The organism is Ochrobactrum sp. A-1, assembly GCF_022488005.1.
Classification (GTDB): Bacteria; Pseudomonadota; Alphaproteobacteria; order Rhizobiales; family Rhizobiaceae; genus Brucella.
Window position 1 is genome coordinate 18,456 of record NZ_JAKVQC010000009.1, and the last position, 19,203, is coordinate 37,658.

Sequence of the window (19,203 nt, forward strand, 5' to 3'; positions counted from 1 at the left end):
GTATCTAAAGTCTCGGTGCGTTTTTCAATCGAACCTGACGACGAGCTGCTCATTTCGGCAGTCCGTTCTCGTCATATAGTTCATCGTGGTTCGAAGTCTGGTGCGTGTTTGCAGGCCTTCCCTTAAGCGCCAGCGCCCAGACTTCATCCCATGTGCCCTGGCCGTTCTGCGAAATTGGCACGATCGCGGCAATAGGATCGTCAGCTCGACAGATGACAACCTCGTCATCGCGCAAAACGAAGTCAATCAGTTCGTCAAATCGCTCCGCTGCCTCGGCAATGTCCACGAATACCTTCACCACCACTGCCCTTACCAGACGCGCTCATGCAGAATCGCGTCGAACGCCAGATCCGTCGAGATGAAAGTGCAGTGCTCAAGCCGCGCCTGAGCGGCAAGAATCCGGTCCCACGGATCGCGATGTTCCCAATCAAAATTTGCTGCAAGTTCGGCATGCAGATCGGTGATGGCTAGTGTTTGCAGGCCGCTTTCCGTGACGGCTGCCCGCAGTTCCTGGGGCTTGAGATCAAGCTTGTTCAGGCGCATCTTGTTGTCCAGCTCATAGAACGTGACCGCACTGACGAGGATAGCATTTGCCTTGTCCTCGATCAGCGATCGTGCCTTCGTGGACAGGCGATCACTACCGATTGTCCACCAGTAGACGGCGTGGCTGTCGAGCAGGATTTTCATTGCGTGTTTTCGCTATTGTTGGATTTGCCTTGCCAGACGCCGGTATCATCATTCCAGTCTCCGGCATCGATCGCCGCCTGCTCTGCATCAACTGTATCGAACAGGTTGTCGGGCAGGCCACGATGGCGCAACAGGCCAAAAGGGCGCTTGCCACCGTCCGCTGCTGGACCGATGCGGGCGTAAACTTCGTTGCCACGCATGATGACGATCTCTTCGCCCTGGTTGGCGCGATCGAGGACTTCGGCGAAATTCTTGCGGGCTTCGCTGATCTTGTAGCTTGTCTGGGGCATCGGGACCTCCGAAATTGGTCGTACGCCATTGATACCATTGTTTTACAGCGCGTACAAGTGCCTCGTACAAATAACCTCCGATAAGCTGTACTTATCAGATGTTAGAAACCCGTATGGTTAACGTCACAGTAACGAAAGCAAGAGCTATATTCGGTTTCGTATATCGATATTTGTATAATATATTAAATAGGTTAGCTTTTGAAAAGCCTTCCAATGCCGATAGAAATTCCAGGTAAGCGGGGCAGGTATGGTGGCAGTGCCATTTTACCGGGCAATTGCACGCAGTATCGCAATCTATCATAATCCGGTCTTTGACAGAAGATTGCTTACAATTGCATTTTGAAGAAGGCGCGGATGATAGAGCTCGATATTGATAGTTTGGATGAAGACATGTTGACGGCACTGAACCGTCGCATCGTTGAGCGATTGCAGTTTCTCCATCAACAAAAGACAGCCGCTGTGCTGCAGGAGATCAAGCTCGGCAGTGGCGTGATGTTTGAAGGGCCAGATGGTACGATGGTTCGAGGCTTTGTTATTCGTCGCAATCGCAAGACAGTGACGGTGCACACGGATGACGACAAACAGTGGAATGTTTCACCGTCGTTACTGAGCTTAACGGGCGGTCATATTATGGTAAAGCACCAACAAGAGCAGGGCAGGTGGTCCCATTCTCAAAGCCTGGCCGTCGTAAGTAAGTAGGATCAGGCTTTTGCGATAATGAGAGCTGCAAGCTCCGGGGTCGTTGGCCGTTGAGTGGGCACGCCAAGCCGGTCGCCGAGGTAGTGCCAGAAGGAAAGCCCGAGTTTCTTGCAGGTCTTCATAAGACCCAGCATGGTATCGCGGGCGATACGTCCATCCCGGCTCATGGTGCCGCCGGAGATTTTTCGTTTAGTGACGCAGCTGCGCAGATCATTCTCGGAAGCATTGGTGTGCAACGGGATTTCTGGTCGTTCGAGAACTTTCAGCAATTCCTGTTTACGACGCAGTAAGCGTGCCAGAAGCTTATCCAGATCAGTATATCCGGTGCGGATGGAAAAGATCCGATCGAACCTGACTTCAAGGGCCTGAGCTGCACGTCGGCTGGGACTTCGGGCAAAGTCTTTCAAAAGCTTGTAAAAGAGCCAGATGAGTTTGCGCAGCATTTCGACATGTTCCATCTGCTGTGGTTTTGCTGGCATCAGCTTGTGCAACAAGCGTTCAGCATGCACCCAGCACAGGGCATGGTCTCCCACCCGGAACTGCCCCGCATCGTCAGAGACAATCACCGTATTGCCCATAAGCCCGTGATATCGGATAGCTCCCCATAGACCAGCTTCGCTGACAATTCGAAGTACATCTTTGTCGAAGATATCAACGCCGTTGCTGAGCAGATGCTCAAGAAACGGCACCTGATTGGGAAAGTGCTGTGGTTTGCGGGTTCGCAAGAGCGCTATGATTGCAGGATCGGTGTTACGGGCCAGCAAATAATCAAAAGCCGCATCGTTGAGAACATAATCCCGGTAATTACCGCGTAGCAGAGCGAGAAAGTTCAGCCGTGATTTCGTCTTTGTGGTTCGAAAGACGCTAAAATGCGCGTTGCCGATATGAGTAGTATAGAAGCTATCGCGGGCATGTCGGGCACCGGTGTCGTCGACCGTCACATAGGCGGCTGACACCAGACCAGCATATAGAACTGCCGCATCTTCAGCCACAAACCCATCCATCTTCTTTGTCAGCAGACGAACAACCTGTCGTTTCGAGATGTCCACGCCGATATCGTTCAACAGCGTCGATAGTCGTTCCATCGTCACCTGGCCCTGTGCGTGCAGCATGAAACAGAGCCGCCGCAGATTAGGTCCGTAACCTCCGACGATTCCTGTAGGCAGCGGCGCAAGAATTGTTTTACCGTCCGGTGTCACCCAACATTCGCGCCGGTAATGAATAATCTCAGCGCGCAAAACCACATCCCGAACGTAACAGCTTTTGTAACCTTTAAAGCGTGATCCAGCCGGAGCATTGGCATGAAGAACAACATCACGGTCAACGCGTTCGACATCCCGTTTTGGTCCACGTGGTTTCTTTTTGCTTGGCTGTTTATCCTGCGCCTTCGCGTCTGTGGCCTTGTCCATGCCTGACGGTTTGAACGGTGGTCGTGGTGGCAGGTTTTTCAGCCGCGCAATTTCATCGCGAAGCAGTTGATTCTCGACTTTAAGCTGGGTGTTTTCCAGACGAAGCTCGGCATTCTCCTTACGGAGTGCTGCATTCTCAGCTTCCAGTCTCTCAAGCCGAGCCTCTGCATGTTCTGCTTTCTCAACCAGACCTGTGACCAGACTGCGCAACGCATTCAGTGAAAGCGTATCAGCATGCTTGGGCGAGGGAAGCGTTCTCTTCGGCATCTCAACAGAGAATCATGATTTGCCAAAATCAGGAATCCCATAGGCATGAAATATCGATGCGAAACTCGCGATATGCACAGTGTTTGATATTTCTGACTTCGACTCAAAATCAAAAGAACTGCCAACAAATATGCCCCGGTTACAAATTCCAATCGGAGCCACCGAAAGGCTCTGCCGAACCAGAACTGCGCTGCGTTTGCGGATCGGAATCTCATACAGGCCGCTCTGATGGCACGCCGGAAGAATAGCAGGGTGCGCGTCGAGCGAAATGGCGGCGTCAGCTTGTCAACAGATCATCGCACCGCCAAGGCGGACCGGCGAGGGGAGGCGGGAGTTTCCGACGGCGAATGGGGCAGCTGCTTCCCTGTCTGAAGTCCTCAAGGCCTTTGCCCGATCCGGGAATTACTGCTGGAATTTGTTGTTCGTCGCTCGATCAAGCCGGAGCCCCAATGCGAAGGCACGCGGTGCGGCATGGCTTCGTCAGGATCGACGCGGTGTTATTTCCCGCGCATCAAAGCTAGACTGAAGGCGTTTAAAGTTCAGGGAGGAATACCGGTGCCGAAATTTCTTGCCGTGTATACGATGAAGCCTGAAGACCTCGCATCCTTTCGACGCCTGTCAAAAGCGGAGCAGGATGCGGTCGATGCGAAGGGAATAGCACAGTGGATGGCATGGGAAGAACGCCATGCCGCTGTCATCCTTGATCGCGGCGGCATGGTGAGGAAGACAACCCGTGTGACAAAACATGGCATAACGGAAGCCAAGAATCCGTTTTGCGGTTATCTGGTGGTGGAAGCTGCAACAGCGGAGGCTGCGGCAAAGCTGTTTCAAGACCATCCGCATATCACGGTGTTTCCAGGCGACGGCGTCGATATCATGCCCTTTGTGACGTGATTTACTGCGCCCATCCTCGGCGGCCTGGCCGCATTGCCTGCTGCCAACTCTGACCGATCAAGCGGGGCGTTCGGTCACGAGAGCGCTTCATGTTAGGCTGACTCCCTCAAATGACATTTCCATTTGCGGAGAAGACGAAAGTCACAGCACAAAAACCGATGGCTTTTGCTGTGAGGGGATGCGTCTCCGGTCATCCCGACGGATGAGAGTCGAATTCATACTAATCTGTTAAGTGGAGGCAGCGGCGATAACGTATGTCCAAACGCTGTTTGCCATTGATCTGTCGTCTATGTCCAATCGAGCATGCTTAAACAATAAGCAGCTTGACAAAAAACAGTCAAAAACCACAATATCAACACGGAGTTTGACCGGAGTACCGGAGATTTCCGTCTGGCACGGTTCTTGCCTTTGACTGTTTTGACCGTTCTGGCAAACTTCGTATAAAAAAATAAAGGGGAATACCATGAATTCAGAACTTAGCCGTCGTCGCTTTCTGCAAGGGCTGACTGGAGCTGCGGCCCTTGGCTATATGCAGGTCAATCCCGAGTTCTTCATCTCGTCGGCTTATGCCCAGACCGGAAAAGCGATGACTTTTCTGTCCGCTGAAAACATCACGGGAAACTGGGATCCCACTGCTCATACGACGCTGTCACAGAAGAATATCGAAGGCTTTGTCATGGGCTTTCTGACCCGCACACCCATGACGCTCGATAATCCGGGCGAAGTTGTGTATGAACTGGCCACTGACGTTAAGCTGCTGGAACCGACCAAGCTGCAGATCAAACTGCGCGAAGGTATCGTCTTTCACGATGGCAAACCGTTCAAGTCCGAGGACGTCAAGGCCACGTTCGAGTACGGGTCGCATCCTGACCGCCCGGCGCAATGGTATCCCGGCCCGACCGAAACACTGACTATTGAAACACCGGATGATTATACTGTCATCGTCGATACGTCGAAGGGCGGCTATCCGGCCCATCTCTTCATTTTCCTCGCATCCTTCCTGCCTATCATGTCGGCCAAGGATATCGCCGGTGGTCCCGGCGGCGTTCTTTCTCAACGCCTTAACGGTACGGGCCCGTTCAAATTCGTCGAACAGCGTGGCAATGACACGGTACTGGAAGCTTTCGATGGCTACTTCAAAGGCAAGCCGGCCATTCCGGGCATCAACTTTACCTTTACCGGCGATTCCACCACGCGCATGTTGTCGCTCATGAATGGCCAGGCATCGATTGTCGAGCGGCTGGAACCGGAACAGGTGGCTTCCATCAAGGACAATCCCGCGATCTATATCAACGAGGTTGTCTCGGTCGAAAACAAATATCTCTGGTTCCGCTGCTCCAAGGAACCTTTCAGCGATGCGCGCATCCGGCTTGCTGCCTGCCACGCTATCGATCGCGAGATGATCCTTGAAGTGCTGGGTTCTGCCGGTCACGCCTCGTCGAACTTCGTCTCGCCGGTTAAGTTTGGTTATGTCGATCTCGAAAACTATCCGAAGTTCGACCCGGACAAGTGCCAGGCGCTACTGGCCGAAGCCGGCTTTCCGAAGGGCGAAGGCCTGCCGCCGCTCGAATATATCACCTCGGTGGGCTTCTACCCGAAGACCAAGGAGTATGGCGAGATCATTACCGCCATGCTCAACGAACAAGGCTTCAATGTCAGCCTGACCGTTCTCGAACCCGCAGCATGGAACGAGCAGCTCTATCATCGTCCCGGCGGCGGCCCCGGCCACATGGTGGATTGCGGATGGTCAACGGCTTCTCCGGAACCCGATCTTATCCTGCGCACCCATTTCCATTCGTCGTCACACCGAATTTGCGGCATTGAGGATAAGGAAATCGATGCGAGCCTGGATAAGGAACGCAGCGCGCCGTCTCTGGAGGAGCGTCAGAAGATTTTGCAGACAGAAACCATGCCGCTTATTGCATCCAAGATGCCAGCCTTGTCGCTCTTCACCTCGGTAATGATCCATGCAATGCAGAAAGAATTCAAGGGCATGTACATATATCCGGATGGATCGATGGACGCCTCCAAGCCTTCTGCTTGAATCCGATCGTCCGCACGCCGACCGTTGGACGGCGTGCGGTTTCCGAAGTTTCTGAAGCGGAGCGCATGCGATGTTCGCCGTCAATTTCCTGATGCGGCGCCTTGTTCAGGGCGTTGTCATCATTTTTCTCGTATCTCTGTTGATCTTCACCTTGTTGCGGGTCGTGCCGGGCGATCCCGTCCGCCTCATGGCCGGTGGTATGGCGCCGGAAGCCTTGATTGAAAAAATCGCTACCGATATGGGCTTGCGCGATCCGATCCTCGTGCAGTTCGGACGGTATATGACCGGCGTTGTGCAAGGTGACCTCGGCCAGTCCTTCGTGCGTCCCGCAAACGGAGCCGCGACCGGCGGAGCGACGTTCAACGATGCCACGCGCGGCGAACGCGCAAAGGTCTTCGACCTGATCTTCGAAGCTCTGCCCATGACGTTACAACTGGCGGCGGTAACACTGGTCATCGCGCTGGTCTTCTCGGCCGTTGTCGGGATAGCCGGAGGATTGGCACCGGGGCGATGGCCAGACAAGCTTGCCTTCTATATATCGTCGATCTTTATTTCCTTGCCTAATTTCTGGCTGGGCATTGTGCTTGCACTGTTGTTTTCGGTGAAGCTGGGTTGGTTGCCTGCCATCGGCTATCAAGGTTTCGCATATACGATTTTGCCGGCGATTGTGCTCGCAGTGGAACTCTCGCCTGTCCTTATCCGGACGCTTGTCAGTTCGGTTTCTGCACAGATGACAGAATCCTATGTGTCCGTGGGACGCGTTCGCGGATTGAGCCGCGGACGCATCATATCGAACCACGCTCTGCGGAATGCGTCCGTTCCATTGCTCAATCTGCTCGGCGTGCAGTTTTCAAGCCTGCTCGGCGGGGTCATCATCGTCGAATATATCTTCGATTATCCGGGGCTCGGCCTGCTGACGATCAACGCTGTTCTCCAGCGCGACTTTCCGCTCATTCAGGGTATCGCCATTGTCACGAGCGCGATCTTTGTCCTGATCAACATCGCCGTTGATTTCGTCGCCACCACAATTGATCCGAGGCTCGAATACTGATGTCTGTCACTTCCGCATTGGATACACCGGCTCCCGCCAGGATCACGTCCCGATCCATTCCTCGCCGCATCTTCGACCGTGCGGCTGCCGCACCGGGCTTTCGCATCGGATTGGCCATATTTATCATTCTTGTGCTAGCTGCTGCACTCTACCCCGAACTCAGTGGTATCGATCCGACCAAGATGAATGTGCGCGCACGCCTGCTGCCGCCGCTTTTCATGGGTGACAACTGGAGCTGGGGGCATCCGCTTGGCACCGACCAGATCGGCCGCGACATGCTCGTACGCTCGCTTGTGGGTTTGCGCTATTCCTTCCTTATCGGCATTTCATCTGTGGCCGTTACGCTGGTTATCGGTTGCGCGCTGGGCACGATTGCCGGGTATTTCGGCGGTCGAACCGATACGCTGATCATGCGGCTCACCGATGCGCAGCTCTCCATTCCGATGATCATTCTGGCCATTGCGGTATTGGGCGTATCCCGCCCCACCATTCCGGCCATCGTTCTGGTGCTCGGCCTGTCGAGCTGGCCCGTATATGCACGCATCATGCGCAGTATCGTCATGACCGAACGCCAGCGTGAATATGTACGCGCAGCCAAACTTGGTGGCGCGACGGATGTTCGTATCATTCTCACACTATTGCTGCCGTTGTTGCTGCCACCCGTCATCTTCACATCGGTGCTCGATGTGGCGCGCATGATGATTTTCGAGTCCATTCTCGGCTTTCTCGGTCTTGGTGTTCAGCCCCCTACACCGACATTCGGCAATATCATTGCCGATGGTCGCAAGTACCTTCTTAATGCCTGGTGGATTGCCACAATGCCGGGAGTCTTTCTCGGGCTGACACTGACCAGCATCAATCTCATCGGTGCGTCTTTCGAACGTGCCCGCAACACCATTCACGGAGGTTCGGAGTGATGAGCCAGGCGTTACTCGAACTTAAAAACCTGACCGTAACCGCTGGGCGTTCGCAGAAGCCTATTCTCAACGATATTTCCTTCGCTCTGAAACCGCGTGAAATCGTTGGCGTCGTGGGAGCCAGCGGCTCGGGTAAAACGGTTCTGTCCAAGGCCGTCGTCAACTGGCTGGAGCCACCACTTGGTGTTCGCAGCGGCGCGGTGCTGTTCGAGGGCCAGGATATCTACAAGCTCGGCGAAACGCAGATGCGTTCGCTTCGCCGCCGCATTGCCTATGTCGGCGCAAATCCGATGGGTGCCCTTGATCCCACGCTGCCGGTAGGGTTGCAGATCGTCGAAAAATTGCGGGCTGTCGTGCCCGATACATCCAGAGACGACGCCCGCGAACGGGTGATTGAGTTGCTGGAGGCCGTGCGTATTCCCGCACCCCGCAACCGCTTTCACGACTATCCGTCCCAGTTTTCCGGCGGCATGATGCAGCGCGCCTTGATCGTGGATGCGCTTGTCACCAATCCGGCACTGCTGGTCGCCGATAATGTGACCCAGCCTCTGGATGTCACGGTTGCGGCACAGGTCATCCGTCTGATGAAAGAACTGAGCGACAGCTTCAACACCGCTGTTCTTTTTGTGTCTTCGTCCTTGCCGGTCGCGCGCGAAGCTTGCAGCCGCATCTTGGTCATGGAAGAGGGGCGAATAGTCGAGGAGCAGGAAACCGAAAAGCTGATCGCCGCTCCCAATTATCCCTATACGCGTGATCTTGTGGCCCAGACGCCAAAAATCTGGAACGAGAGCGGCGCCGTACCGGTACTCGCGGACAATCGTGACATCGTGCTTAGTCTGCGCGATGCTTCGCAGACATATATGGTCAAGAAGAAGACGGGCTTTGGCGGCTTCACGCCGGTACGAGCTGTGCGGAATGTAACATTCGATGTGCGGCGCGGCGACAGCTTCGCCATTGTCGGTGAATCCGGCTGTGGCAAGTCTACCTTGATGCGCCTGCTCAGCCGTCTTGAATTGCCAAGCTCCGGCCAGGTTCTTTGCTACGATGAGGACATCGCAAAGCTGTCCGGTAAAGCTTTGCTCGATTTCAGGGGCAGATTGCAGATGGTTCTGCAAGATCCGTACGGATCGTTGCCACCCCGGACGTCCATCGGCAAAATGCTTGAGGGTCCGCTTCGCACCCATGGATGGAAGGATGTCCGCAAAATTCGCGCGCGGGTTCTGAAAGTAATGGGAGATGTAGGTCTATCGCGGGATCTCTACGAAGAATTGCCGTTGGGCCTCAGTGCAGGTCAACGCCAGCGTATCAACGTGGCGCGCGCTCTGGTGCTTGAGCCGGAAATCCTGATCATGGACGAGACACTGTCCGCGCTGGATCAGGCCGAGCAGTTCAAGCTCATTGATCTCTTTCAGAAGCTGCAGAAAGAATACGATCTGACTTACATTTTCATTTCGCACGATCTCGCGATGGTACGAAAAGTCTGCAATCGCGTTGCGGTCATGTATCTGGGGGAGGTCTTCGAACTTGCCGACAACGAGCGCTTGTTCTTCGATCCCGGCCATCCCTACACGATGGCACTTCTCAGTGCGATGCCAACCCTTGAAGAACGCCGCTATCAACCGGGAGATTGTTTGCTGGAGGGGGAACCGGCCAGCCCGATCAACATTCCTCCCGGATGCAGCTTCAAGTCCCGTTGTCCGCGCGCAATGGAGCAGTGTGGCAGCCATCATCCCCATTTGACGGTTCGTGGTAATCAGGACTTTGCCGCTTGCCATCTAGTGGAGTCCGCCACCGCACCGTAACGATCTGTGCCGCAGGCCCGATTTATTGCTGTCATCAAGGAAAGCTCATGAGTTTCACGGAACACCGCCTTAAACTGATCCTGGACCGTCTCAAGCAAGAGCAACGCGTCAACGTCAATCAACTGGCGGAGCAATTGCAGGTCAGTCAGGAATCGATCCGTCGTGATCTGAAGGAGCTGGAAAGCCGTGGCCATGCACGCCGGGTGTATGGCGGGGCGGTTCTTGACCAGCAGGAAAGCGATCAGCCATTCGCCGAACGTCTCAGGGTTGGCGGACGGGAGAAGGCGCGGATCGGCGAGGCGGCGGCAGCGCTTGTTCAGGATGGCATGAAAGTGTTCATCGACACAGGCACGACGACCCTTGCTTGCCTCAGACATCTGGAAAATCGCAAGGATTTGACGATTGTCAGCAATTCCATTGCGGTTGCCGCGCATTTCTTCCATGTCCCTGAAGCAAGTGTGCGTGTGCTGGGTGGGCGCATGCGGTCCGATTATCAGGCCACTTACGGCCATGAAACCGTTGCTGCATTGAAGGAGCATTTCTTCGATCTGGCGATCATCGCCATCAGTGCCGTTCATATCGAACGCGGTTTCATGGATTTCGGCGAGGACGAAGCAATCCTGCGCCGGATTGCGCGTGCGCAGGCCAAACGATCGGTCATCGTCGCCGACAGTTCAAAGTTCGGCAGGCTCGGCTCCATCCATACGCTGGGCCTCAACGAGATCGATGCCGTCATTACGACCGATGGCATCGCCAGGGAATTCTCTGACAAATTCATTCAATCCAATGTGGAAATCATTCATGCCTGAAATCTCTTCATCTCCAAAAGCCCCGATTGACGCTCAACGTCTTGAAACGATGATGCAAACTGTGTCCGCTTACGGCGGCGGTCCCGACGGCTCGATGACGCGCCTTACCTTGTCCAGGCAGGATGGCCAGGCGCGCGACTGGCTTGGCAACTGGTTTGCCGAGAACGGTTTCAAACAGGAAGTCGATGCGATTGGGAACCAGTTCGGCAAGATGACGCTGGCCGGTGCGAATGCGCCCGTCATCATGGTCGGTTCCCACATTGACAGTCAGCCGAACGGCGGACGGTTCGATGGCGCGCTTGGTGTCATCTCCGCCTGCGAGGCGATCCTTGCGGTTTCGGAGCGTTTGAAGGCAGAAGGCCGTTTGTCGGCATGCAATTTCCAGGTCGTCAACTGGACCAATGAGGAAGGCGCACGGTTCCAGCCGAGCCTGCTCGGGAGCAGTGTCTTCACCGGTGCGTTGGACCTGGACTGGGCGCTTGAGAGGATTGACGGTGACGGTGTCAGTGTTCGCTCTTCGTTACGGGATATAGGCTATGCCGGAACTGACAAAGTGGGGGTTCCTGACGCATTGATCGAACTCCACATCGAGGGCGACAGCACTCTTTTCAATGCGGATGAAAGGTTTGGTATCTTCACCCGCTTCTGGGGTGCAACCAAGTACCGCCTGGCATTTTTGGGCAGACAGGCACATACCGGACCGACGCCCATGGCGCAGCGCAAGGATGCGTTGCTCGCTGCAGGCTATCTGATCGGCGATCTCAAGGAACTGGCCGGACAATACGGCCTTGATCTCCATACCTCGGTCGGCCGCCTTGAGGTTTTTCCGAATTCTCCCAACACGGTGCCGTCTGAGGCGGTCCTGTTCATAGAATTGCGTTCCGGCTCACCGGAGATTCTGGCCGAGGCCGAACACAAGATGAAAGAGAAGATCGATGAGGCCGCCGCTCGGGCAGATGTCACGTTCGAGATACGCTCGATCGACCGTCGCAAAGCAGGCGATTTTTCCTCTGGCCTGGTCCGGCTGGCGGAGAACGTGGCCGGTAGCTATGGCGAAACGGCACGCCATCTCGATACGGTGGGCGGACACGATGCCGTTGCTTTGTCGGATGTTTGTCCGTCTGTCGTCATGGCTGTGCGCAGCAAGGACGGTGTCATCCATCATCCGACCGAGTTCACAACACCGGAGGATCAGGCACTCGGAACGCAGATTCTCGCCGATATGCTCTACGATATTGCCTGCGAGGGATTGCATGCTGTAGCACTGCGCGAGGCTGCCGAATGAAGACAGCCGGCGTACCGCAAACCCCGCTGGAAATCCGTGTGGAAACTGCGTTGAGAAGCTTCCGCGCATTTCTTCCGAAGCAGCCGACTTATAAACCGGCCACGGCACCGGTTGCCTCGCCATCCTATCACGCGGTTGAATCGGATAATTTCGACATTGTGCTTCAGGATGCGCGTCCTGACTATTTCCTGCGCCTTGGGATCGATGAGGTGTCGGAGTTCGTCGATGACGATGTTGCCTTTGCGGCAGCCGTTCGCTTGCACGCGCTGGGACTATCGCCCGAGCCAGTTGCCCGTGACGCGGCCACGCGCAGTACGCTTTTTACCCGTCTCGGGGAGGGTTGGCGGGCCGCGAAAATCGACGATCTGATGGGAGAAGTACCGGCCGCAAAACTTGTTGAAATGCAGAAACTGATCGCCCGCGGACCTGCATTCAGTCGTTCCTGGTCGGTTTTCGAGGACATTGATGTCCTGTGGAATATCGTCGTCAAAGCTGGAGCTTCCCTGCCTGACGATGCCGAATGGATGCTTGCATGGATGAACTCGATCCGCGAAGCCGTCGAGGCTTCCGGCGTCGATCTTAAACCGGCACATGGCGATCCGCATTCTTCCAACGTCATGCTGGGACCTGATGGGGCCATCCAGTTGGTCGATTTCGATATGGCGGGCGATATGGACCCCTATTATCAACTTGGGGTGCAGATGAATGAGCTTTATCAGTTTGAAGGTCACATGAAGCCTTTGCTGGAAATGCACGACGGAGTGTTCGACGAGAGGATGTTCAATAGATGCCGCGTCTATGCGGCGGCCGACGATCTCTACTGGGCACTGCGCAGCCTGTTGCTCGAAATGCGGTCACCGCGGCGAAGCGTCGAATTCCTCAAATATACCGGATGGCGCTTCCTGCGCTGCCGCATGCTGTTGGGTCATCCCGACTTTGAGGGGCGTCTGCGATCTGTCTAATATGCGTTGCTCAAATAACAATAAGTGGGAACAGCGACATGAACGAAATGGGTATGGCACAATCCGATGCCGAACGGGCGCTCGAAGCGGCTGTGGTTCTGGTGGAACCCTGGAAAGGGCATCGTCTTCGCTACAAGCCGGTTCTGGGTGGCATCAGCAACACCAATTTTCGTATTGAGGTGGAGGGTGATCCTCTCGGTTATTTCCTCAAGATTCCGGGTCGTGGAACTGAAATGTTTATCGACCGCAAGGCTGCAACGGCTGCAAGCAAACAGGCTGAAGCGATTGGCGTGGGGCCGAAGACCTTCGACTATCTCGAACACCTGGACATCGAAATCGCCGAGTTCATCGAAGGGCGGCGTGCTTCGACGCATCGCGATTTTGCCGATCCTGTTATTCGCGCCGAAGCTGTCCGCGTTTATCGCCGTTTCCACGAGGCCGATGCCTTGCCGTTGAACAAGACCGTGTTCGACATGATCGACGAGCATTATCAGCAAGTCCGCGACCTCGGCGGACACTGGCCGGTTGATCATGATTGGCTGTATCGCCAATATCGGCAGGCCCGTGCCGCGCTCGAAGCTTCGGGTCTGGATATTGTTCCGTGTTTCAATGACCCGATGCCCGGCAATTTTCTGATTGGTGAAGACAAGTCCATCAAGCTCATCGACTTCGAATATGCTTCGAACAACGAGCGACTTTACGATCTGGCGATCTGGAGCGGGGAGATGTTTTTTTCCGAGGATATCGACCGGGAAATTATCGAGGAATATTTCGGGTGCTATGACAGCAGGCAACATGCGCGCTTCATCGTGCACAAAGCACTGGCCGATATAAAATGGAGCACCTGGGCCATGGTGCAGAACCGGATTTCGACGCTCGACTTCGATTTCTACAAATACGGCATCTGGAAACACATGCGTGCCCGTTCGATCATTCACGATCCCCGCTGGCCACTCTTTCTGAAAGCACTTTAATGCCCGCGACAGACATAACGGCGTGCGACGCCGACACCTATCTTGCTTTTGCCGGAGAATTGGCCGATGCGGTGAGGCCAATTGCTCTATCCTATTTCCGTACGCCGCTCGACGTCATTTCCAAGCTCGATGAAAGTCCGGTGACCGTTGCCGACCGGACCATCGAGCAGCATTTGCGCGCAATGATCGAAGCGCGGTTTCCCGAACATGGAATCTACGGCGAGGAGATGGGCGTCAAGGAGGGAAACGCCTTTACATGGGTTGTCGATCCGATCGATGGAACGAAAAGCTTCATCACCGGATTCCCGCTTTTCGGGACGTTGATTTCACTAGCTTTCGAGGAAAAGCCCTTCTGCGGACTGATCGATATTCCTGCGACCGGCGAACGATGGCGCGCAAAACCCGGCACAGCTTTCTTTGCAGACAAGCCAGCCAGCACCAGTGGCTGCGATAGTATTGCCGAGGCCCGTTTTTATACGACATCTCCGGATATGTTCATTGGAGATGACAGGGAAAGCTTCGAACGCTTGTCGCAATCGATCAGGCTTCGACGCTTCGGCGGAGATTGTTATATTTATGGGCTGCTCGCATGCGGCCATTGCGATTTAGTGCTTGAAACCGGATTGCAACCATATGACTATATGGCATTGGTGCCTGTGGTGCTGGGAGCTGGAGGCTGCATCACGGACTGGGAGGGAAACGAGCTTTCGATTCACTCGAATGGCCGGGTTTTGGCATCCGCTACGCCACAACTTCACGCAGAGGCGTTGGTCATCCTCAACCGGTAAGGGCATCGCATGTCTTATACGACGACGATTGAGCGAACGACTTTTCGGTTCGCCGATCTCAAGGAGCTTTTGGCCAAGGCGACGCCGGAGCGCTCGGGCGATCAACTCGCCGGAATTGCTGCCGAAGGTCCTGTCGAACGTCTGGCGGCGCAAATGGCGCTTGCCGATCTGCCGCTCAAAGCATTTCTGTCTGAGGAGCTGATCCCTTCGCAAGAAGATGAGGTTTCTCAACTCATTGCCGACCGGCACGATGCTTCTGCTTTTGTGCCCATATCGTCAATGACGGTCGGTGAGTTGCGCGAATGGTTGCTGAAACCGGAAACCGGGCAGCGTCAACTGGAGGCCGTGACTTTCGGCCTGACACCGGAAATGGTCGCCGCCGTTTCCAAACTCATGCGCTTGCAGGACCTCATCTCGGTTGCGGCCAAGCGCGAAGTGGTAACCCGCTTTCGCAATACGATCGGTCTTGCCGGGCGCCTTTCGACCCGCAATCAGCCCAATCATCCCACGGACGACAGTCGTGGTATCGCGGCCTCTGCCATCGATGGCCTCTTGATGGGATCGGGCGATGCCGTGATCGGTGTCAACCCGGCAACCGACAGCACGCAGGACTATATCCGCATTGTCACATTGCTCAACGAATTGCGGGAAAGGCTGGCAATACCGACCCAGACCTGCTGTCTGGGACACGTGACAACAACGATCAAGGCTATCGAGGCGGGCGCGCCGGTCGATCTGGTTTTCCAATCCATTGCGGGATCGCAGAAAGCCAATGAAGGTTTCGGGATCGATCTCAATCTGTTGCGCGAGGCCCATGATGCCGGGCGCTCGTTGCAGCGTGGGATGCCGGGTGCGAATGTCATGTATTTTGAAACCGGACAGGGGGCGGCGCTTTCGGCCGATGCACATTTCGGTGTGGATCAACAGACCATGGAAGTGCGTGCTTATGCGGTCGCTCGCGAATTCAGTCCGCTTCTGGTTAATACGGTCGTCGGTTTCATAGGGCCGGAATATCTCTTCAATGGCAAGCAGATCATTCGCGCCGGTCTGGAAGATCATTTCTGCGGCAAGCTCCTCGGTCTGCCGATGGGCGTCGATGTTTGCTATACCAACCATGCCGATGCGGATCAGGAGGACATGGATGCCCTTTTGACCCTGCTCTGCGCAGCCAATGTCAATTTCGTCATTACCGTTCCCGGTGCCGACGACATCATGCTGAACTATCAGTCGCTATCGCATCATGACGCCGTTTATTGCCGCGAAACGCTGGGCCGCAGGCCCGCGCCCGAATTCGAACGCTGGCTGATGGATATAGGTCTCACCGATGCGACGGGAAAACTGGCAGGTGCGCCAGCAAAGCTGACCGGCTATCTTTCGCGCTCGAATCTGCTTGGAAATGCCGCATGACCGACAATATGATCGAACTTGAGAGCAAGCGCCCGCTCGAGTTGAAAGAAATGACCGATGCACGGGTTGCACTCGGGCGTTTCGGGGCCGGGCAACCGACAAAAGCAGCTCTCACTTTCCTGCTCGACCATGCCCGTGCACGCGAAGCCGTGTGGTCGGAAGTGGACCGTGCTTCCATGGAAACCCGCCTGTCATCCCAAGGATTCGAGACGTTGCGCGTTGATAGCGAGGCGGGGGACCGCAGCACTTATGTGCGGCGCCCCGATCTCGGGCGCCGTTTGTCGGCTATCTCTATGCAGCGATTGCAGGCGCGCGCCGAAATTCAGTCGGCCCCCGACGTGGTTATCGTCATCGCCGACGGCCTTTCGTCAAGTGCGGTCGAAATCAATGCGCCGCGTCTTGTCGAGGAACTGGCTTGGCGATTGCGCGCTCAGGGCCTTTCCATCGGCCCGATAGCGCTTGCCGGACAGGCCCGCGTCGCGTTGGGCGATCCTGTCGGGGAGATTTTGGGCGCGCGGTTGACGATCATGCTGATCGGCGAGCGTCCTGGTCTGTCGGCGGCAGACAGTCTTGGTGCCTACGTCACTTATGGCCCCCGTCGTGGAACGCCGGATTCCAGACGCAATTGCATCTCGAATATCCGGGATGGGGGATTGGACTGTCTTTCGGCTGCGAGTGCGATCAGCGATCTGGTGGCATCTATCTGCAAAATCGGAACAAGCGGCGTCGCGCTGAAGGATGCTTCGGCTCAAGTTGATCGGTTGCGCTTCGGTATGGAATGTCAGTAACAGCCAGGGTTTTTATGGATCAAAGCCCCCCCCTGACAGCGAAAGACGGCATGGCTGTGTCGCAAAATTTTCAGTCAGTTAAAAGCGTGCTGTTCCGTGGGCACACTTATGCTGCGAGGTCCGCAGAGACCTGAAATGGCGAACGATTGTCGTTGGCGAATTGGTTCTTGCGGATCATGTGGGCTACTTCGATCCCTGCGATGGTGGTCGAGGCGGAATGGAATGCCTTGAAGCCCATAGACTGGATCAGCGAGTTGTCTGGTCTCGTATCGAAAGGCGAGATGGATGTTCGCGTCGAGGGCAACACGCATCTCGGTGCAGGCAAGATCGTATCCGAAAGCGGCGATTTGACGCTCGCTACTGGTACGATCACTCTTGAGAATTTCTCCGGCTCGGAAAAATATGAAGGCTTCGATATTCAGGCCAATGTCGCCTGACGCCGAAGAATGTAGACGGCAACAAGCAGCAGCCAGATCAGACGTCCCAGCCGCGAACAACATGGCACGTGTTCGCTCGACAATACACGTCCGGAAATGCGTGCCACCGTTGGGACGGGCGAGATCATCATCCGTGACAAGGACAAACAGACCGAGCTTGAAGCCTGCGGCCAGACCGAAAACTTGCCGCGCTCAGCCGCGATCCTGACAAGGCTTACGAGATCACCAAGGATAGGCCAAAGTTCTTGGCTCGCAATCAAACCTCCCTCCGACCGCTTTGCGTCTTATTGCAGTCATTCACATAGCATACCCGTGCTACCCAAAAACAGTCACTCCAGAGATCATGTCGGCAAGTCCGTGAAGGAGTTGAAAACAGACCGGCAACGAACGGCTCGCTATGCGAAATAGCCGCCGTTCGTGCTTCGACCGGCTTTGCTAACGGATCAGACCTGAGCCATGCCGCCGTCCGCGAACACCTCGCTTCCGGTCATCACGGCGCTATCGTCTGATGCAAGGAAAAGACCGACTGCAGCGATGTCGTCGGGATCGGCGATCCGCCCCAAAGGGGTCTGGGCGATCAACTGCTCATAGATCGCGTCTTTCCCGCCGGCCACCGCAACGCCGTGCAGACCTGGAGTTGCGGTGGCCCCAGGCGACAGGACGTTCACGCGAATGCCCGTGCCTTTTAGGTCCAACGCCCAGCTGCGCGCCAAATTGCGGATCGCGGCTTTCGTTGCGCTGTAGATGCTGAAGGCCGGCGTTCCCATCGTTCCGGTGGTTGAGCCGGTGAGGATGATGGAAGTTCCGTCGCCCATGAGCGGCAGGGCCTTCTGCACGGTGAAAACAACGCCCTTAACGTTCACGCCGAACGTCCGATCAAAGGATGCTTCCGTAATTTGTCCTAGCGGCTCCAGCTCGCCCCCGCCCGCGTTGGCGAACAGCACGTCAATGCGCCCGTGTTGGGCGCGCACCGTCCCGAAAAGGCGATCCAGATCCTCAAGCCGAGACACGTCACCCTGCACCGCCGTCACGTCGGAGCCGATCTCCGCGACCGCTTTGTCGAGGTCCTTCTGCCGGCGACCCGTGATATAGACGTGAGCGCCTTCGGCCACGAACCGCTTGGCAGCAGCGAGGCCGATGCCGCTATTGGCGCCGGTGATGACAGCGATCTTTCCTTCTAGTTTGCCCATGACAACCTCGTTCTCCTTTATTGTGGAGAGCTTGAACTAAGGGCACACCGTCTGTTATTCTAGTATGCACCATTTGGTAAGTACCAAAATTTGATGGAGCGCGTGCGATGACAAGTCCCTTCACCTGCGGTTTGGATGCGGTCCTGTTTGTGATGGGCGGCAAGTGGAAACCGCTGATCCTCTATCACCTCATGCACGGCGCATTGCGCTACGGCGAACTGCGCCGCGCGGTCGGGAAGGTCAGCGACAAGGTGTTGATCCAGCAGCTCAAGGAGTTGCAGGCGGATGGGATCATCGACCGTCTCGACTTTGGCGAGATCCCGCCCAAGGTCGAGTATTCGCTCACCAGCTTCGGCAGCAGCCTCGCACAAGCCCTCGTCCAGCTTTGCGAATGGGGAACCCGACATACGGACGAATTGACGTCGATCGCCAAGCGGCGTGCCGATCCGTCATTGCACTCGAAAGCTTCCGGGGGCGCAGCGCCAGCTCTTGACCGGCATTGA

The 19,203-nt window shown here is 55.7% G+C and carries 20 protein-coding genes and 2 pseudogenes; 15 read left to right on the forward strand and 7 right to left on the reverse strand.

Features of this window, described 5'->3' with window-relative positions:
• Nucleotides 1–49: 49 nt before the first annotated feature.
• Genes MKS82_RS27400 through MKS82_RS27410 form a run of 3 tightly spaced genes read right to left on the reverse strand, consistent with a single transcriptional unit; the run spans nt 50 to nt 977 of the window.
• A complete protein-coding gene (locus MKS82_RS27400; RefSeq protein WP_235894976.1) occupies nt 50–298 on the reverse strand; it encodes a type II toxin-antitoxin system Phd/YefM family antitoxin in 249 nt (82 codons plus the stop codon).
• Between the two features lie 11 nt (nt 299–309).
• Entirely contained in the window at nt 310–687 is a 378-nt protein-coding gene (locus tag MKS82_RS27405; RefSeq protein ID WP_006469785.1) for a type II toxin-antitoxin system VapC family toxin, read from the reverse strand.
• Nucleotides 684–977: a type II toxin-antitoxin system Phd/YefM family antitoxin gene (locus MKS82_RS27410; RefSeq protein WP_024897005.1), complete on the reverse strand. Its 294-nt coding sequence runs from the start codon at nt 975–977 to the stop codon at nt 684–686. Before MKS82_RS27410 ends, MKS82_RS27405 begins: the two co-directional genes overlap by 4 nt.
• A 354-nt stretch (nt 978–1,331) precedes the next feature.
• Here MKS82_RS27410 and MKS82_RS27415 point away from each other — a divergent pair.
• A pseudogene (locus MKS82_RS27415) lies at nt 1,332–1,672 on the forward strand (hypothetical protein).
• 6 nt (nt 1,673–1,678) lie between these two features.
• Here MKS82_RS27415 and MKS82_RS27420 read toward each other — a convergent pair.
• Entirely contained in the window at nt 1,679–3,352 is a 1,674-nt protein-coding gene (locus tag MKS82_RS27420) for an IS66 family transposase (protein WP_240578209.1), read from the reverse strand.
• A gap of 555 nt (nt 3,353–3,907) precedes the next feature.
• Between MKS82_RS27420 and MKS82_RS27425 the strand changes: the two genes are divergently transcribed.
• The 12 genes from MKS82_RS27425 to eutC all read left to right on the forward strand — a co-directional run bounded on the left by MKS82_RS27425 (nt 3,908) and on the right by eutC (nt 17,073).
• A complete protein-coding gene (locus MKS82_RS27425; RefSeq protein ID WP_240579524.1) occupies nt 3,908–4,246 on the forward strand; it encodes a hypothetical protein in 339 nt (112 codons plus the stop codon).
• A 463-nt stretch (nt 4,247–4,709) separates the two neighbouring features.
• On the forward strand, nt 4,710–6,290 hold the full coding sequence (locus MKS82_RS27430) for an ABC transporter substrate-binding protein (RefSeq protein WP_240579525.1): 1,581 nt from the start codon (nt 4,710–4,712) through the stop codon (nt 6,288–6,290).
• 70 nt (nt 6,291–6,360) lie between these two features.
• The gene (locus MKS82_RS27435; protein ID WP_240579526.1) at nt 6,361–7,341 is read left to right on the forward strand and encodes an ABC transporter permease; all 981 of its coding nucleotides are present in this window, start codon (nt 6,361–6,363) and stop codon (nt 7,339–7,341) included.
• Nucleotides 7,341–8,258, forward strand: a complete 918-nt coding sequence (locus MKS82_RS27440; protein ID WP_240579527.1) for an ABC transporter permease — start codon at nt 7,341–7,343, stop codon at nt 8,256–8,258. Before MKS82_RS27435 ends, MKS82_RS27440 begins: the two co-directional genes overlap by 1 nt.
• Nucleotides 8,258–10,060 (forward strand): ABC transporter ATP-binding protein, encoded by a 1,803-nt coding sequence (locus tag MKS82_RS27445; RefSeq protein ID WP_240579528.1) that lies wholly within the window; start codon nt 8,258–8,260, stop codon nt 10,058–10,060. The genes MKS82_RS27440 and MKS82_RS27445 overlap by 1 nt, the downstream gene beginning before the upstream one ends.
• A 47-nt stretch (nt 10,061–10,107) precedes the next feature.
• Nucleotides 10,108–10,869 (forward strand): DeoR/GlpR family DNA-binding transcription regulator, encoded by a 762-nt coding sequence (locus MKS82_RS27450; protein WP_240579529.1) that lies wholly within the window; start codon nt 10,108–10,110, stop codon nt 10,867–10,869.
• A complete protein-coding gene (locus MKS82_RS27455) occupies nt 10,862–12,154 on the forward strand; it encodes a Zn-dependent hydrolase (RefSeq protein ID WP_240579530.1) in 1,293 nt (430 codons plus the stop codon). The genes MKS82_RS27450 and MKS82_RS27455 overlap by 8 nt, the downstream gene beginning before the upstream one ends.
• Nucleotides 12,151–13,116, forward strand: a complete 966-nt coding sequence (locus MKS82_RS27460; protein ID WP_240579531.1) for a phosphotransferase — start codon at nt 12,151–12,153, stop codon at nt 13,114–13,116. Before MKS82_RS27455 ends, MKS82_RS27460 begins: the two co-directional genes overlap by 4 nt.
• 38 nt (nt 13,117–13,154) lie before the next feature.
• Nucleotides 13,155–14,090, forward strand: coding sequence for a choline/ethanolamine kinase family protein (locus MKS82_RS27465; protein ID WP_240579532.1), 936 nt, complete (start codon nt 13,155–13,157; stop codon nt 14,088–14,090).
• A complete protein-coding gene (gene hisN / locus MKS82_RS27470) occupies nt 14,090–14,878 on the forward strand; it encodes a histidinol-phosphatase (protein WP_240579533.1) in 789 nt (262 codons plus the stop codon). The genes MKS82_RS27465 and hisN overlap by 1 nt, the downstream gene beginning before the upstream one ends.
• A gap of 9 nt (nt 14,879–14,887) precedes the next feature.
• A complete protein-coding gene (locus MKS82_RS27475; RefSeq protein ID WP_240579534.1) occupies nt 14,888–16,285 on the forward strand; it encodes an ethanolamine ammonia-lyase subunit EutB in 1,398 nt (465 codons plus the stop codon).
• Entirely contained in the window at nt 16,282–17,073 is a 792-nt protein-coding gene (gene eutC, locus MKS82_RS27480) for an ethanolamine ammonia-lyase subunit EutC (protein ID WP_240579535.1), read from the forward strand. The genes MKS82_RS27475 and eutC overlap by 4 nt, the downstream gene beginning before the upstream one ends.
• A gap of 106 nt (nt 17,074–17,179) precedes the next feature.
• Here eutC and MKS82_RS27485 read toward each other — a convergent pair.
• Nucleotides 17,180–17,311 (reverse strand): annotated as a pseudogene (locus tag MKS82_RS27485) (IS6 family transposase); the annotation flags it as partial.
• Between MKS82_RS27485 and MKS82_RS27490 the strand changes: the two are divergent.
• Nucleotides 17,301–17,510, forward strand: coding sequence for a hypothetical protein (locus MKS82_RS27490; RefSeq protein WP_240579536.1), 210 nt, complete (start codon nt 17,301–17,303; stop codon nt 17,508–17,510). The pseudogene MKS82_RS27485 and the gene MKS82_RS27490 overlap by 11 nt on opposite strands.
• Here the strand turns inward: MKS82_RS27490 and MKS82_RS27495 are convergent.
• Nucleotides 17,492–17,770, reverse strand: coding sequence for a hypothetical protein (locus MKS82_RS27495; protein ID WP_240579537.1), 279 nt, complete (start codon nt 17,768–17,770; stop codon nt 17,492–17,494). The two genes, MKS82_RS27490 and MKS82_RS27495, sit on opposite strands and share 19 nt — an antisense overlap.
• A 183-nt stretch (nt 17,771–17,953) precedes the next feature.
• Nucleotides 17,954–18,700 (reverse strand): SDR family oxidoreductase, encoded by a 747-nt coding sequence (locus MKS82_RS27500; protein WP_240579538.1) that lies wholly within the window; start codon nt 18,698–18,700, stop codon nt 17,954–17,956.
• A 107-nt stretch (nt 18,701–18,807) separates the two neighbouring features.
• On the opposite strand from MKS82_RS27500, the gene MKS82_RS27505 reads away from it, so the two are divergent.
• The gene (locus MKS82_RS27505; RefSeq protein ID WP_240579539.1) at nt 18,808–19,203 is read left to right on the forward strand and encodes a winged helix-turn-helix transcriptional regulator; all 396 of its coding nucleotides are present in this window, start codon (nt 18,808–18,810) and stop codon (nt 19,201–19,203) included.

Coding starts and splice junctions, on each gene's coding strand:
- MKS82_RS27500 (WP_240579538.1), bottom strand. CDS start 18,700: ATGGGCAAACTAGAAGGAAAGATCGCTGTCATCACCGGCGCCAATAGC.
- MKS82_RS27420 (WP_240578209.1), bottom strand. CDS start 3,352: ATGCCGAAGAGAACGCTTCCCTCGCCCAAGCATGCTGATACGCTTTCA.
- MKS82_RS27465 (WP_240579532.1), top strand. CDS start 13,155: ATGAACGAAATGGGTATGGCACAATCCGATGCCGAACGGGCGCTCGAA.
- MKS82_RS27505 (WP_240579539.1), top strand. CDS start 18,808: ATGACAAGTCCCTTCACCTGCGGTTTGGATGCGGTCCTGTTTGTGATG.
- MKS82_RS27430 (WP_240579525.1), top strand. CDS start 4,710: ATGAATTCAGAACTTAGCCGTCGTCGCTTTCTGCAAGGGCTGACTGGA.
- MKS82_RS27435 (WP_240579526.1), top strand. CDS start 6,361: ATGTTCGCCGTCAATTTCCTGATGCGGCGCCTTGTTCAGGGCGTTGTC.
- MKS82_RS27410 (WP_024897005.1), bottom strand. CDS start 977: ATGCCCCAGACAAGCTACAAGATCAGCGAAGCCCGCAAGAATTTCGCC.
- MKS82_RS27445 (WP_240579528.1), top strand. CDS start 8,258: ATGAGCCAGGCGTTACTCGAACTTAAAAACCTGACCGTAACCGCTGGG.
- hisN (WP_240579533.1), top strand. CDS start 14,090: ATGCCCGCGACAGACATAACGGCGTGCGACGCCGACACCTATCTTGCT.
- MKS82_RS27405 (WP_006469785.1), bottom strand. CDS start 687: ATGAAAATCCTGCTCGACAGCCACGCCGTCTACTGGTGGACAATCGGT.
- MKS82_RS27455 (WP_240579530.1), top strand. CDS start 10,862: ATGCCTGAAATCTCTTCATCTCCAAAAGCCCCGATTGACGCTCAACGT.
- MKS82_RS27440 (WP_240579527.1), top strand. CDS start 7,341: ATGTCTGTCACTTCCGCATTGGATACACCGGCTCCCGCCAGGATCACG.
- MKS82_RS27450 (WP_240579529.1), top strand. CDS start 10,108: ATGAGTTTCACGGAACACCGCCTTAAACTGATCCTGGACCGTCTCAAG.
- MKS82_RS27475 (WP_240579534.1), top strand. CDS start 14,888: ATGTCTTATACGACGACGATTGAGCGAACGACTTTTCGGTTCGCCGAT.
- MKS82_RS27460 (WP_240579531.1), top strand. CDS start 12,151: ATGAAGACAGCCGGCGTACCGCAAACCCCGCTGGAAATCCGTGTGGAA.
- eutC (WP_240579535.1), top strand. CDS start 16,282: ATGACCGACAATATGATCGAACTTGAGAGCAAGCGCCCGCTCGAGTTG.